General features: G+C 69.0%; 15 protein-coding genes. 14 read left to right on the forward strand and 1 reads right to left on the reverse strand.

From position 1 onward, the window contains the following. Positions 1-30 precede the first annotated feature (30 nt). Positions 31-1,032 carry an FKBP-type peptidyl-prolyl cis-trans isomerase gene (locus H5398_RS06865; RefSeq protein ID WP_182783920.1) on the forward strand — a complete coding sequence of 334 codons (1,002 nt, stop codon included), beginning with the start codon at positions 31-33 and terminating at the stop codon, positions 1,030-1,032. On the opposite strand, the gene gluQRS is transcribed toward H5398_RS06865, so the two are convergent. After that, the gene (gene gluQRS, locus H5398_RS06870; RefSeq protein WP_182799486.1) at positions 1,016-1,930 is read right to left on the reverse strand and encodes a tRNA glutamyl-Q(34) synthetase GluQRS; all 915 of its coding nucleotides are present in this window, start codon (positions 1,928-1,930) and stop codon (positions 1,016-1,018) included. The genes H5398_RS06865 and gluQRS overlap by 17 nt on opposite strands. A 68-nt stretch (positions 1,931-1,998) precedes the next feature. Here gluQRS and H5398_RS06875 point away from each other — a divergent pair, with 68 nt between their 5' ends. The 13 genes from H5398_RS06875 to ilvC all read left to right on the forward strand — a co-directional run bounded on the left by H5398_RS06875 (position 1,999) and on the right by ilvC (position 14,419). Continuing rightward, on the forward strand, positions 1,999-2,931 hold the full coding sequence (locus H5398_RS06875) for a YafY family protein (RefSeq protein WP_182783925.1): 933 nt from the start codon (positions 1,999-2,001) through the stop codon (positions 2,929-2,931). Continuing rightward, a complete protein-coding gene (locus H5398_RS17745) occupies positions 2,928-3,860 on the forward strand; it encodes a WYL domain-containing protein (protein WP_182799487.1) in 933 nt (310 codons plus the stop codon). The genes H5398_RS06875 and H5398_RS17745 overlap by 4 nt, the downstream gene beginning before the upstream one ends. A 10-nt stretch (positions 3,861-3,870) precedes the next feature. After that, complete coding sequence (locus H5398_RS06885) at positions 3,871-4,056, forward strand: hypothetical protein (protein ID WP_182799488.1); 186 nt, start codon at positions 3,871-3,873, stop codon at positions 4,054-4,056. 64 nt (positions 4,057-4,120) lie between these two features. Continuing rightward, positions 4,121-4,327 (forward strand): twin-arginine translocase TatA/TatE family subunit, encoded by a 207-nt coding sequence (tatA, locus tag H5398_RS06890; protein ID WP_255422341.1) that lies wholly within the window; start codon positions 4,121-4,123, stop codon positions 4,325-4,327. Positions 4,328-4,329: 2 nt separating this feature from the next. Next, positions 4,330-5,202: a twin-arginine translocase subunit TatC gene (gene tatC / locus H5398_RS06895; protein ID WP_370586080.1), complete on the forward strand. Its 873-nt coding sequence runs from the start codon at positions 4,330-4,332 to the stop codon at positions 5,200-5,202. Next, entirely contained in the window at positions 5,199-6,113 is a 915-nt protein-coding gene (locus H5398_RS06900) for a diacylglycerol kinase family protein (protein ID WP_182799489.1), read from the forward strand. The genes tatC and H5398_RS06900 overlap by 4 nt, the downstream gene beginning before the upstream one ends. Positions 6,114-6,324: 211 nt before the next feature. Further along, the gene (locus H5398_RS06905; protein WP_182799572.1) at positions 6,325-9,072 is read left to right on the forward strand and encodes an RNA helicase; all 2,748 of its coding nucleotides are present in this window, start codon (positions 6,325-6,327) and stop codon (positions 9,070-9,072) included. A gap of 10 nt (positions 9,073-9,082) precedes the next feature. After that, positions 9,083-9,844 carry an imidazole glycerol phosphate synthase subunit HisF gene (hisF, locus tag H5398_RS06910; protein ID WP_182783934.1) on the forward strand — a complete coding sequence of 254 codons (762 nt, stop codon included), beginning with the start codon at positions 9,083-9,085 and terminating at the stop codon, positions 9,842-9,844. A gap of 15 nt (positions 9,845-9,859) precedes the next feature. After that, positions 9,860-10,258, forward strand: a complete 399-nt coding sequence (locus tag H5398_RS06915) for an HIT family protein (protein WP_182783936.1) — start codon at positions 9,860-9,862, stop codon at positions 10,256-10,258. Between the two features lie 116 nt (positions 10,259-10,374). After that, positions 10,375-10,866 carry an aromatic ring-opening dioxygenase LigA gene (locus H5398_RS06920; protein ID WP_182783939.1) on the forward strand — a complete coding sequence of 164 codons (492 nt, stop codon included), beginning with the start codon at positions 10,375-10,377 and terminating at the stop codon, positions 10,864-10,866. 258 nt (positions 10,867-11,124) lie between these two features. Then, positions 11,125-12,867 (forward strand): acetolactate synthase large subunit, encoded by a 1,743-nt coding sequence (locus H5398_RS06925; protein WP_182783940.1) that lies wholly within the window; start codon positions 11,125-11,127, stop codon positions 12,865-12,867. Further along, positions 12,864-13,370 (forward strand): acetolactate synthase small subunit, encoded by a 507-nt coding sequence (gene ilvN, locus H5398_RS06930; protein ID WP_182783941.1) that lies wholly within the window; start codon positions 12,864-12,866, stop codon positions 13,368-13,370. Before H5398_RS06925 ends, ilvN begins: the two co-directional genes overlap by 4 nt. A gap of 20 nt (positions 13,371-13,390) precedes the next feature. Continuing rightward, positions 13,391-14,419, forward strand: coding sequence for a ketol-acid reductoisomerase (ilvC, locus tag H5398_RS06935; RefSeq protein ID WP_182783943.1), 1,029 nt, complete (start codon positions 13,391-13,393; stop codon positions 14,417-14,419). Positions 14,420-14,595: the final 176 nt, after the last annotated feature.

Consider the following 14,595-nt stretch of genomic DNA (forward strand, 5'->3'; position numbering starts at 1 on the left):
AGGTTTGGGGCGCTGGGTTAACATTCCGGCGTGACATTCTCCGCCCGCACGCTGCGCCGCGCCGTCCTGGCCACGGCCACGGCGTCCCTGATCGCCCTCACCGCCTGCACCAGCCCGGAGGGCACAGACTCGCCCTCGGCTTCGCCGTCGGTGGCTTCCGCAAGCGCTTCTCCGAGCGCAAGCGCCAGCCCGGCCGTGTCGGTGAGCCCGTCGGCTGATCTCAGCCTGATCGAGGTCAGCGACGGGGACGTCCCGGAGATCACCGTGCCGGCCCCGTGGGGCATCTCCTCCACCCAGTCGCAGGTACTGCGGGAGGGCGGCGCGCAGAAGCTGTCCGCCAGCTCGGTGGTCACGCTGAACTATGTGGGCGTCAACGGCACCACGGGTGAGGTCTTCGACAGCTCCTACGAGCGCGGCGAGGCCGCCACCTTCTCCCTCGAGGGGGTCGTGGCGGGCTTCCAGAAGGGACTCGAGGGACAGGCGGTGGGTTCGCGAGTGCTCATCGCGATGCCCAGCGAGGACGGCTACCCCGACGGCACCCAGGACGGCAGCATCTCCGCCGGTGATTCGATCGTCTTCGTCGTGGACATCCTCTCGGCCAACTTCGACGACGCCACCGGCGAGGCTGTCACCCCGGCCGCTGGTCTGCCCACCGTCACCATGACCGACGGCAAGCCGGAGCTGACAGTGGTGGACGGGGTCGCGGCCCCGGCTGAGCTGACCGTCGCGCCCCTGATCAAGGGTCCCGGGGCGGCCATCACCGAGGCCTCCACCATCCAGGTGCGCTACCGCGCCTGGACCTACGCGGACGGACAGCTCTGGCAGGATGCCTGGCAGCCACAGGAGGGCCCCCTGGCCAATCTGATCCCCGGCTGGACCGAGGGCCTGCTGGGTCAGACCGGCGGCTCCCGCGTCATGCTGGTGGTGCCCCCGGCCATGGCCTACCCGGACGGACTGCCGCAGGCGACGCCCACACTCGCACCCGCTCAGACGCTGGTCTACGTGATCGACATCCTCAACGTGCAGGGCTGAGCGGGCGGAGCATCCCGCCTCCCCACACAGCGGACGAGAAGAAGCGCTGGTCGCCTGGCATGGCGGCCAGCGCTTCCTGCGCCGTGCGGCAGCCGTCCAGCCCCAGCGATGTGCACAGAAGGGCCATCACGTCGGCCGGGGTGTGGTCTCCCAGGTCTGCCAACGACACCGCACCGTCGCGTTTGGCGAGACGGCGGCCCTGCTCGTTGGTCACCAACCCCACGTGCGCGTACCGTGCGGGGCGCGCACCCAGGCGTTCGGTGAGCCAGGCCTGACGTGGCGCGGACGCCAGCAGGTCCTCGCCGCGGGTGATGTGCGTGACGGCAGAGCCGATGTCGTCGACCACCGAGGCGAGGTTGTACGCGAACTGCCCGTCGTTGCGGACCAGGACGAAGTCGTCGACCAGGCCGGTGACAGATCCGGCCGTGGCGTCCTCGACGGTGTAGCTCTCCCCGCGCGAGTCCACCCGGATGGCAGGCGGGCGGGCTCTCCTGCGCTCGGCCCGCTCAGCGGCGGTGAGCCCCCTGCAGGTGCCGGGATATGGTCGATGGGCCCCGTGCGGCGCCGAGGACGCCTCCGCGATCTCGCGGCGAGTGCAGTAGCACTCGTAGGTGGGCAGCGACGCCACCGCGTCCCGGTACAGGTCCAGGCGCTCCGACTGGCGGAGCACCTCTCCGTCCCAGGTGAGCCCCAGGACACGGAGGTCGGCAAGCTGCCGGGCCTCCACGCCGTCGGCGGCCCGCACCCGCTGTGCGTCGAGGTCCTCGATCCGCATCAGCCATGACCCGCCCGCGTGACGGGCCAGCAGCCATCCAGCCAGAGCTGTGCGCAGGTTGCCGACGTGCAGGTCCGAGGTGGGGCTGGGCGCGTAGCGGTCGACGTGGGGCACGTCGTCCATGCTGCCACCCCTAGGCGGGTTGACGCCTCCGAGACCCCGGTGCAGATAGCCTGGGTGGCGGAGGTGTCATGTCGGCGAGGAAATCCGAGCGGTTGCTGAACCTGCTCATCGCGCTGCTCAGCACCCGCCGTTACCTGACCAAACGCGAGTTGCGTCACATGGTGGAGGGCTACCGCGGCGGGACGGTGGTGGGCTTCGAGCGCCAGTTCGAACGCGACAAGGAGGACCTGCGCGGATTGGGCGTGCCCATCGAGACGGGCTCGAACAACCCCGACTCCGACGAGGAGAGCGGCTACCGGATCATCCGCAGCGAGTTCGAGCTCCCCCCGCTGACGTTCACCCCGGAGGAACTGGCGTCCCTGGGGGTGGCGGGGCAGGTCTGGCAGGACTCCGTCGCCGCGGAGCACACCGCGCAGGCGTTCGAGACCCTCCAGGCCGGCGGGGCGGCCCCGGACCCGGCTCTGGTCCCCACTGTGGCGCCGCGCGTGGCGGTCCGCGACCCCAACTTCGACGAGGTCTACGAGGCGGTCCTCACCCGTACCGAGGTGAGCTTCGGGTACGGCGGGGCGCCGCGGCGGCTCCAACCCTGGAAGCTGATCCAGCGGCGCGGACAGTGGTACGTCTTCGGCTTGGACCCGGATCGGCAGGCTGACCGCTTCTTCAAGCTGGGCCGGATGACGGCCCCGGCCGGCCGCACGGGGAAACCCGGCTCCTTCGTCGTGCCCGACGACGTCGACGACAGGGCGGCCCGCCTCGAACCCACCTTTGAGGTGACCGCGGTGATCGGCCTCCGGAATGACGCCGCGCACGCCTGGCAGGCGATCGAGCCGGTCGAGTGGCCTGCCGAACTGCCGCCGGGTTTCAGCGCCCACCGGATTCGACTGAGCAGTGAGAGCGCCATCGTCGACGAGGTGGCGGCCTCCGGGACAGATGCGATCGTGCTCGCGCCCCCGGACCTGCGCCGCCAGGTCATCGAGCGGCTGAGGAGGATGGCGTCGTGAGGGCCGAGGAGCAGGTTGCGCGGATGCTGCGGATGGTGCCCTACCTGTCCGCCCACCAGGGCGTGGCCGTGGCGGAGGTGGCACGGGTCTTCGGCACGACACCCGCCCAGGTGGTCAGGGACCTGGAGGTGTTGCAGTTCTGCGGGCTGCCGGGGGGCTACTACGACGACCTGTTCGACGTCGACATCGAGGCCGCTCGGGAGGAGGGGCACGTCTACTTCCGCAACGCCGAGGTCCTCCGTCGACCACTGCGCCTCCGGCCCGTCGAGGCAGCGGGCCTGCTTGCCGCGCTGCGCCTCGTGGTGGAGGTGGCGGGGGAATCGGACGCCGCCCGTTCCGCCCTGGCCAAGCTCGAGGCCGCAGTCGGAAGGGAGGGGCAGCGGGTCCAGGTGGCCGTGGCCGCGACCGACCCGGGCCGGCGCTCCGAGTTGGCCGCCGCCATCGCGGCGCGCCGCGCGGTGCGCCTGACCTACCGCACCCCGGGGCGCACCGGGCCATCGGAGGCCGTCGTCGAACCGGCCCGGCTCCACTTCGTCGCAGGCTTCACCTACCTCGACGCGTGGAGCAGGCCCCGCGAAGCCTGGAGGTCCTTCCGGCTGGACCGCATCGAGGGTGTGGACGTGCTCGACGACAAGGCGGACGATCGAGGCGAGCCCCCGTCGGCCTGGTTCGACGACGTGGCGAGGCGGCTGACGATCACGGTGGCCCCGAGCGCCCGCTGGATCACCGAGTACTTTCCGACCACGTCGGTCCAGGAATCGGAGGACGGGATCGAGGTCACCTTCCCCGTGGCATCGACCCAATGGGCGGTCTCGCTGCTCCTGCGCCTCGGCGACCAGGTCCGATCCGTCTCGGACGACGCGATGAGCGCGGCGGCGAGGGCCACGGCCGTTGAGGCCCTTGCCCTCTACCCCGACGCGGTCGGGTAGCATCGGCCCGGTGATCTGGGTAGCGGTAGTGGGCGGAATCGCCGTGCTGGGGTTCGTCGCCGTCGCGGTGTACGCCGTGATGCTGAGGCACAAGATGGACGACGTGATGGCCGAGGTCGCAGTCGTCAGGAAGCGCGCCGAGGAGATCGGCGTCCTCATCGGGCAGCTCGATCTGCCCTCGAGATCACTGAAGTAGACTGAACACCATCACTCGCAGTGGCGCGCCGCTGCAGACAGGAGAATCATTCATGCCCGGAGGGATGGAATGGCTCATCATTCTGGCCGTTGCCCTGCTGCTGTTCGGAGGCTCGCGTCTGGCGGGCCTGGGCAAGGGAGTCGGCCGTTCGATCCGCGAGTTCAAGGAAGAGGTGAAGAGCGTCGAGGAGCCCAAGACCACCACGGATGAGGTCGTCGACGCCGAGATCGTTCAGCCCGAGATCGATCGCAAGCCCCCCGCCGAAAGCTGATCGTGTCCGCCGCACCCACTGAGCCGGCGACGAAGCCGCGTCGGCTCGCCTGGCTGCGGCCCCCGGACGGCGGCCCCGGCGGCACGATGTCGCTGACGGACCATCTGCGGGAGCTGCGCTACCGCGTGACCGTCTCCGCGCTGGCCATCACCATTGCCGCCCTCTCCTGCATCCTGTTCTACACCGAACTGATCGCCATCATCATGGCCCCGTACTACTCGGCGGTCGACGAGCTCAAGAACCTGCGGCCGGACGCGCAGACCATGATCGTCAACGACGGCGTGGTGTCACCGTTCACGCTCGCGGTCATCGCCTGTGTCGCCGGTGGCATCGTGCTGTCCAGCCCCGTGTGGCTCTACCAGGTGTGGAGCTTCGTCGCACCTGGACTGGTGTCCAAGGAGAAGAAGTACGCTCTCGGCTTCGTCGGCGCGGCCCTGCCGCTGTTCCTCAGCGGCGCGGCTCTGGGCTACTTCGTGTGGCCCAAGGGCATCACGGTGCTCCTCAGCTTCACGCCCCAGGACATGGACATCGTCAACCTGCTCGAGATGAGCAGCTTCCTTGCCATGGAGCTCAAGGTCATCCTGGTCTTCGGCCTGTCCTTCCTGCTCCCCGTCATCCTGGTGGGGCTCAACATGGCCGGCGTCGTGCGCGGCTACCAGCTGCGGCAGGCCAGGAAGTTCGTGATGTTCGGCAGCGTGGTCTTCGCCGCCATCGCGACCCCGTCAACAGACCCGTTCTCCATGCTTGCGCTGGCGGTGCCGCTGTCGGTGATGTTCCTGATCGCCGAGATGATCTGCCGTGTCTGGGACCGCAGGCGGGGCATCTCCGAGGAGACGGCCGGCGAGTTCGCAGTGGACCTGGACGACGGGAAGTGAGCCGCGAGCTCGCCAAGCGACGGCTGGTCACCGTCGTCTGCAACCAACAATCCGGCGGCGGACGCGCCGGACGGGCCCTCCCCAAGGTGGTCCGTCGCCTCCAGGAGGGCGTCACCGACGCAGAGCTGCACGTCGTCACGTCGACGTCCTACGAGCAGGCCCGGGACCTCACCAGGTCTGCCGCGCTGATCGCGCGCGAGGGTGACGTGGTGGCCGTCATGGGCGGAGACGGCATGGCCCATCTCGGCCTCAACGCCTGCGCAGACACCGACGCCACCCTGGCCGTCATCCCGGCCGGGACGGGCAACGACTTCGCGCGGGGCGCCGGTGTGCCCGGCTCGATCAAGGAATCAGTGGAGGCACTGGTGCGGGGAAAGGTGCGCGTGATGGACCTGTCCCTGCTCACCAACTCCAGCGGCTCCCGCTACGTGGGCGCCGTGGTCTCCAGCGGCTACGACGCGCGCGTCAACCGGGCCACCAACGACATCCGTCTCCGCCTGGGCCCCCTCAGCTACGGCTACATCGCGCTGCGTGAGCTGGTGCACTTCTCCCCGCTCACCTACCGGCTCGTCATCGACGGCGAGCCCCGCGAGGTCGAGGCCATGCTGGTGGCCGTGTGCAACACCGGCGTTTTCGGCGGCGGGATGCAGATCTCCCCGGACGCGGACGCGGCCGATGGGCTGCTGGATGTGACCATCATCCACAAGGCCTCACGCGGGAAGCTGCTGCGCCTGCTCCCGCTCACCTACAACGGCAGCTTCGTGAACTCACCTGTGGTGGAGCGGCTCAGGGCGCGCACCGTCGAGGTTGACGGGAACGACCTGTTCCTCATGGGCGACGGCGAGGAGATGGGCGACGTGCCCGCCAAGGTGGAATCGCATCCAGGGGTGCTGCGCCTCATCGTCGCCTGAACCGGGCCGGGAGGAAGCGCTGCTAGTGTCCTGCGTCAGGGGTTCGTTGATGAGTGCCGGTGTCCCAGCGGATGGGTCGCAAGGCCGACGAGCGAAGTAGCACTTGGTCGTTCGTCGAGCGAGGAGAACGCCGCGAGGCGCCGCTGGGGCGCCGGAAATCGCACGAACTCTTGACGCAGGACACTAGGTTTGATGGGTGAGCACTGACGCCCTGCCAGACGAGGTGCGCGAGTTCGCCGCCCTCTATCCGTTCGGCCTGGACGAGTACCAGATCGACGGCTGCCGCGAGCTTGGGCTAGGCCGCGGGGTGCTGGTCGCCGCTCCCACTGGCGCAGGTAAGACCGTGGTGGGGGAGTTCGCCGTCCACCTCGCGCTCACCAGGTCCCGCAAGTGCTTCTACACCACCCCCATCAAGGCGCTTTCCAACCAGAAGTACCACGACCTGGTTGACCGCTACGGCCCAGAACGGGTCGGGCTGCTCACTGGAGACATCTCGGTCAACTCCGAGGCGCAGATCGTGGTGATGACCACCGAGGTGCTGCGGAACATGATCTACGCGGGCTCGCCCACGCTCGGGAACCTCGGCTTCGTGGTGATGGACGAGGTCCACTACCTGGCGGACCGGTTCCGTGGGCCGGTGTGGGAGGAGGTGATCCTCGGTCTGGCGGACTCGGTGCAGATCGTGGCCCTCTCGGCCACCGTCAGCAACGTCGAAGACTTCGGCGAGTGGCTGCGCACCGTGCGGGGTGAGTTCTCCGTGGTGGTCTCCGAACGCCGCCCCGTGCCGCTCTTCCAGCACGTCCTGGTGGGACGTCGCCTCCTGGACCTGTTCGACGGGGTGGCCCCCACCGCCACGGAACTGCCCGCCGAGCGGATGGCCAGGGTCAACCGCGAGCTGCTGCAGGTGAGCAGGAACGAGGCATCCCGGGTGCGCGACGACTCGCGGCGCCCCCGCGGCCGGAGCGGGCGCGGCAAGACCGGACAGGGCCAGGGCTCCGGACAGTACGGCGGCGCCACCCATCCGCGTTTCGCGGGGCGTCCCACGAGCCGCGGCGAGGTGGCGATCGCCCTGGAGGGCGGCTCCCTGCTGCCCGCCATCTACTTCATCTTCTCCCGGGTGGGCTGCGACGCCGCGGTGCGGCAGGTCCACGACGCCGGGATCAGGCTCACCAGCCGCGGGGAGGCCGCCCTTCTCGGGAGCATCGCGGACCGTCACGTGGCGGGGCTCAGCGCCCAGGACCTGGAGGCCTTGGAGTTCGAGGCCTTCAGGGACGCGCTGCAGGCGGGTGTCGCGGCGCACCACGCGGGGCAGCTGCCCGCCTTCAAGGCGATCGTCGAGGAGGCCTTTGCGACGGGGGCACTCAAGATCGTCTTCGCGACGGAGACGCTTGCGCTGGGCATCAACATGCCCGCCCGCACCGTCGTGCTGGAGAAGCTGGTCAAGTACAACGGCGAGAGCCACGCGGATATCACCCCGGGGGAGTACACGCAGCTGACCGGCCGCGCGGGGCGTCGTGGCATCGACGTCGAGGGGCATGCGGTGGTCCTGTGGCAGGCGGGCATGGACCCCCGCGCCGTGGCCGGCCTCGCCTCGCGGCGCACCTATCCGCTGCGCTCCAGCTTCGCCCCCACCTACAACATGGCCGTCAACCTGATGGCCACGCTAGGGCGCGAGCGTGCCCGGGACCTGCTCAACCAGTCGTTCGCGCAGTTCCAGACCGACAAGTCCGTGGTGACCGCGGCACGCGTCGGGAGGCGGCGCCAGGCCGAGCTGCGAGACGCGCAGGACGCAGCCCAGTGTCACCTGGGCGACTTCATGACCTACGCGCGGCTGCGCGACCAGATCTCCAGGCTGGAGGCGGCCTCGTCGAAGGCTCGGAGCGCCGAGCACGACGAGGCGGTGGCCGACAGCATCACCACCCTGTTCGCAGGCGATCTGGTCCACGTGCCGCGGCAAGGATGGTCCGTGGTGCTGAAGGTGGGGCAGAGGGCGCATCGGGGCGCGGACCCGTGGGTGCAGGTGATCAGCGCCGATCACACCGTCCTCAAGCTGGAGCCACACGATCTCCCCGGCCCGCTGCTCCCCGTGGGCCGCGTCCGGGTGCCGCGCGACTTCTCCCTGCGGGAGCGCAAGGACAGGCGTTCGTTGCTGACCGCGATGGAAACCAAGCTGGAGCAGCTCGACCCGAGCATCCCGGACACCGCCCTCCCGAGCGACGAGGCGGTGGCCCGGGAGATCAGGCAGCTGAGGGGCGAGCTGAAGGCGCATCCGTGCCATCAATGCCCGGAGCGGGAGGAGCACGCGGTGGAGGCGGCCCGGGTGCTGCGCCTTGAGCGCGAGGCCGAGCGCACGGATGCCGAGGTGACCGGCCGCGCGAACTCGCTGGGCACCCAGTTCGACAGGGTCACGGCGGTGCTCGAGGCGCTGGGTTACCTCGACGGCGATGAGCTGACCGACGCCGGCAGGATGCTGCGACGGATCTACAACGAGCTGGACCTGGTGGCCGCCGAGTGTGTCCGCCGCGACACCTTCGCCGGCCTCACCCCACCGCAGCTCGCGGCCGTGCTCTCGACGCTGCTGTACGAATCGCGCCCCACGCGCGACGCGGCGCCGCCCCGGATGCCCGACGCGGCGTCCGAAAGGGCCCAGTCCGAGCTGCGCGCCGTGTGGCTCGAGGTGGGACGGCTGGAGCGGGTCCACCACCGGGACCGCGGGCGGGAGCCGGACATCGGGTTCGCAGAGGCGGCCTGGAGGTGGGCCAGCGGGCAGGACCTGTCCAAGGTGCTCCGGCACACCGGCCTCTCGGCGGGAGACTTCGTCCGCTGGGTGCGCCAGGTGATCGACCTGGCCGGGCAGTTGGCCACCGCCACCGGGCCCGGCGATCTCCGGCGCACCTGCCGTGAGGCGGCCGACGCCATGCGTCGCGGCGTGGTGGCGGCGGACCTGACGGAGGATTAGGTTTGCCCCCATGGCCGTAGCTCTGCGCGTGATCCCCTGCCTCGACGTCCACGACGGTCGCGTGGTCAAGGGTGTGAACTTCCGTCAGTTGCGCGACGCGGGGGACCCCGTCGAGCTGGCCGCGCGCTACTCGGCCGAGGGAGCCGACGAGCTGACCTTCCTCGACATCTCGGCCTCCTCCGATGGCCGGGCCACCACCCGCGACATGGTGGCGCGCTGCGCGGAGACCGTGTTCATCCCCCTGACGGTCGGAGGCGGGGTGCGGGAGGTGGCGGATGTGGATCTCCTGCTGCGCAGCGGGGCGGACAAGGTGGGCATCAACACCGGCGCGCTGGCGCGGCCGGGGGTCATCGACGAGATCTCGCGCACCTTCGGCAACCAGGTCCTGGTCCTGTCCGTGGACGCCCGGCGCGAGGAAGGGATGCCCTCGGGATTCGGCGTCACCACCCACGGCGGGCGTCGCTCGGCGGGCGTCGACGCCCTGGCTTGGGCGAAAGAGGCCTGCGCGCGCGGCGTGGGGGAGGTGCTCCTCAACTCGATGGACGCCGACGGCACCACCGACGGCTTCGACCTCGAGATGATCCGGGCCGTGCGGGCCGTGGTGGACGTGCCGCTGATCGCCTCAGGCGGCGCCGGGACGATCGAGCACTTCGTGCGGGCGGCCGAGGCCGGCGCCGACGCCGTGCTGGCCGCCAGCGTGTTCCACTACCAACGACTCACCGTCGATCAGGTCAAGGCCGGCCTGCGCGAGGCAGGCTTCGAGGTCCGATAGAGAAGGAGGAGAGCCATGGAGTGTCTGTTCTGCGCCATCGTCGCCGGTGACATCCCGGCCCGGATGATCTACGAGGACGACGTCGCTGTCGCGTTCCTGGACATCCAGCCCTGGCAGGAGGGCCATACCCTGGTGGTGCCCCGCCGCCACACCGCCGATGCCCTAGCCGATGACATGGTGCTCGCCGAGATCGGCCCCGCGGTGGCCCGCGTCGGCAGACTCCTCAAGGAGCGGCTCGGCGCCGACGCGTGCAACATCCTGTCCAACGCTGGGCCGGTCTCCGGTCAGGAGGTCCTCCACACGCACGTCCACGTGCTGCCTCGCTACGCGCACAATCCTGGCATCGCGGGCCTCCGGGGGCCGGTGACCTCAGACCTGGACGGGGTATGGGCCAGGGTGGGTGGGGCGCCCTAACGGATCAACGTCCCCTGGCAATACCACCCCCCGGTTAGGGTCTAGACAGGCTGGTCTACATTGATGTGTATCAAGGGACGTGGACGCGTCCCGTAAAGAAAGAGAAAGGGACCTTCATGAAGGCCACCAAGATCGCCGGGATCCTCTCCATTGTCGCCGGAATCGTCATGATCGTCGCTGGCGCCCTCACCTGGGGCACCGTCAGCTCGCAGCTGGCCGCGGAGAACATCACCGTTCCGGGTGACTCCACATTCATGGGCGGCGCCTACGCAGGCAAGCCCGTCGCCGGCCCCCTCAGCGCCTTCGCGCAGGCCGACATCATCAACCACCACGCCCTCGACGGCGCCGGCGGCAAGACCTACGCCGAGCTCGGCGCGCTGGCCCGCGAGGCCAACGAAGCCGGCGACACCGCCGCCGCTGAGGAATACACCGCGCAGCGCACCACCGCCATGAACGCCTCGTTCCTGCGCGCGTCGCTGTTCACCTCTGTGGTGTCCTACGGCATCGCGGCGCTCGTCATCGGCCTCGGCCTCCTGTTCGCCATCATCGGCTGGGCCCTGACCACCATCAAGTACCCCTCCGCGAAGTCGGCCACCGTCACCGAGTGACACCGCCCACTGGGCTCAGACGGCGGGCAGGACTCAGGTCCTGCCCGCCGTCTTACATTTCGGACCACGCGGCACCAATGCTTGACAGCCGGCCACGTCACCGGCAAGCATGTACCCATGCCCACTAGCTGGCTCGTAATTCCCTAAGCGTTTCGGCTCATCAACGAACCGAAGCGCTCCCTCGTGTGCCCGATACGGGCAGCGGGGGTTTTTTCTTGGGATGACAACAGTGCGAGCGATCAACGAAGGGAGAGGCGCATGACACAGACGGACGGTCAGGTCATGACGGGGGCGCAGGCCCTCGTCGAGTCACTGGAACGAATGGGTGTCGATGTAGCCTTCGGGATTCCCGGCGGCGCCATTCTCCCCGCCTACGATCCGCTGTTCGACTCGAAGATCCGCCACATCCTGGTGCGTCACGAGCAGGGCGCGGGCCACGCCGCTGAGGGCTACGCGATGAGCTCAGGCCGGGTCGGTGTCTGCATCGCCACCTCGGGCCCGGGCGCCACCAACCTCGTCACGCCGATCGCCAACGCCTACATGGACTCGACCCCGCTCGTTGCCATCACCGGCCAGGTCAACAGCCACTCCATTGGCACGGACGCCTTCCAGGAGGCCGACATCCGAGGCATCACGATGCCTATCACGAAGCACAGCTTCCTGATCAAGCGCGTCGAGGACATCCCGCTGGCCATCAAGGAGGCGTTCCACATCGCCGCGACGGGCCGGCCGGGTCCGGTGTTGGTGGACATCGCCAAGGACGCGATGGTGCACACCGCTCCCTTCGTGTGGCCGCTGGAGCTGGACCTCCCCGGCTACCGACCCACGGTGAAGCCGCACGCGCGGCAGGTGCGGGCGGCCGCCAAGCTGATCTCGGAGTCGAAGCGCCCCGTGCTGTACGTCGGCGGTGGCGTCGGCCTGGCCAAGGCCGCGCCGGAGTTGGCCGAGTTCGTGGCCAAGACCAGGATCCCCGTCGTCACCACGCTCATGGCACGGGGCCAGTTCCCGGACAGCCACGAGCTGAACATGGGCATGCCGGGCATGCACGGCACCGTCGCCGCCGTCGGTGCGCTGCAGAAGTCCGATCTGCTCATCGCGCTGGGCACCCGCTTCGACGACCGCGTCACGGGCAAGCTGGACAGCTTCGCCCCCCACGCCAAGGTCATCCACGCCGATGTGGACCCGGCCGAGATCGGCAAGAACAAGGCGGTGGACATCCCCATCGTGGGCGATGTCAGGGAGACGCTCAAGGAACTCAACGAGGCGATCGAGGCCTACCCGGCTCCGGAGGCCGACGCCTGGCGCCGTCAGCTGGGCCTCATGAAGGCCCGCTACCAGCCCCGCTGGGAGGAGGCGCCCGACGGGCGGCTGTCGCCCCAGGAGGTCATCAAACGCATCGGCGAGCTGAGCCCGGCGGACACCATCTACGCCTCCGGCGTGGGGCAGCACCAGATGTGGTGCGCCCACTTCCTGCCCCACGAGAAACCAGGCACCTGGATCAACTCCGGGGGAGCGGGCACTATGGGCTTCTGCGTGCCGGCCGCGATGGGCGCGAAGGTGGCCAACCCGGACACCACGGTGTGGGGCATCGACGGGGACGGCTGCTTCCAGATGACCAACCAGGAGCTGGTCACCTGCGCGCTGAACAACATCCCCATCAAGATCGCCATCATCAACAACCACGCGCTGGGCATGGTCCGCCAATGGCAGTCGCTGTTCTACGAGGGCCGGTACTCGAACACGGACCTGATGACCGAGTCGCTGCCCAACTTCCCCATGCTCGCCGAGGCGATGGGGTGCGTGGGGCTACGCGCCACCAATGAGGTGGAGATGGATGCGGTTATCCAGCAGGCGCTCGAGATCAACGACAAGCCGGTGGTTGTGGAGTTCGTCGTGCACAAGGACGCCATGGTGTGGCCGATGGTGCCCGCCGGTGTCAGCAACGACGAGATCCGCGTGGCCCGCGACATGGCCCCCGAATGGGAAGAGGAAGTGCTGTGAACAACCACACCCTGAGCATCCTGGTCGCCAACCGCCCAGGCGTGCTGACCCGGATCGCGGCGCTCTTCTCGCGCCGCGGGTTCAACATCCAGTCTCTCGCCGTGGGTCCCACGGAACGCGAGGAGGTCTCGCGGATGACGGTGGTGGCCCAGGTCGAGGACAGCGCCGCCCTCGAGCAGATCGTCAAGCAGCTCAACAAGCTCATCGAGGTGCGCAAGGTCCTCGAGCTCGGGGATTCGGCCGTGAGGCGCGAGATGATGCTGGTGAAGGTCCGTGCGGACGTGCAGAGCCGCAGCCAGGTCATCGACGTCGTGGGCCTGTTCCGGGGCAAGGCCGTGGACGTCTCGGCGGAGTCCATCACCGTCGAGGCCACCGGCAGCGACGAGAAGCTCGCCGCCCTGCTGGAGATGCTCGCGCCGCACGGCATCATCGAACTCGTCCAGTCCGGGCAGGTGGCGCTCACCCGAGGCGCCAGGAGCATGTCCGAACACAAGGCTAAGTAGAAACCGAAGAAGGAGAACCCATGGCAGAAATGTTCTACGACCAGGATGCCGACCTGTCGATCATCCAAGGTCGCCACGTCGCCGTCATCGGCTACGGCTCGCAGGGGCATGCGCACGCGCTGTCGCTGCGCGACTCGGGCGTCGATGTGCGCGTGGGCCTTCGCCCTGGCTCACCGTCGGCCGCCAAGGCCGAGGCCGAGGGCCTTCGGGTGCTCCCCGTCGCTGAGGCCGTCGAGGAGGCCGACCTCATCATGATCCTGGCCCCCGATCAGGTCCAGCGCACCGTGTACAAGGAGGAGATCGAGCCCCACCTCACCAAGGGTGACGCGCTGTTCTTCGCCCACGGCTTCAACATCCGCTTCGGCTACATCACCCCGCCTGAGGGCGTCGACGTGTGCATGGTGGCGCCCAAGGGCCCGGGGCACCTGGTGCGCCGCGAGTACACCAACGGACGCGGCGTGCCCGCGATCATCGCAGTGGAGAAGGACGAGACCGGCAATGCCTGGCCGCTGGCGCTCAGCTACGCCAAGGCGATCGGTGCGCTGCGCGCAGGCGGGATCAAGACCACCTTCACCGAGGAGACCGAGACGGACCTGTTCGGAGAGCAGGCCGTCCTGTGCGGCGGCGCGTCGGCGCTGGTCCAGGCCGGTTTCGAGACGTTGGTCGAGGCCGGCTACCAGCCAGAGGTGGCCTACTTCGAGTGCCTGCACGAGTTGAAGCTCATCGTGGACCTCATGTACGAGGGCGGCATCGCCAAGCAGCGCTGGAGCGTTTCGGACACCGCGGAGTACGGCGACTACGTCTCCGGCCCGCGAGTCATCGATGCCAGGGTGAAGGAGAACATGAAGGCGGTGCTCACCGACATCCAGACCGGCGCGTTCGCCCAGCGTTTCATCGACGATCAGGATGCGGGTGCGCCCGAGTTCAAGGAGCTGCGTGCCAAGGGTGAGGCCCACCCGATCGAGGAGACCGGCCGTCAGCTCCGTGGGCTGATGAGCTGGGTCAAGACCGACGACGCCGACTACGTCGAGGGTTCGGCTTCCCGCTGACCTGTTCCACGACCTGAGGGCCCGCGACGCGCGTCGCGGGCCCTTTTGGTTGCCCAGGCTCCAAAAACAACACGATCCAACATTAAAGTTCTCCGGTTTACTTGACTTCTGTTGGTTTTGCCTTCAAGATTGCGGTGTGGGCAACCCCCACCCGGCTGCGCATCGAGGCGCTGCCC

It is taken from the genome of Tessaracoccus sp. MC1679, assembly GCF_014164775.1.
GTDB lineage: Bacteria > Actinomycetota > Actinomycetes > Propionibacteriales > Propionibacteriaceae > Arachnia.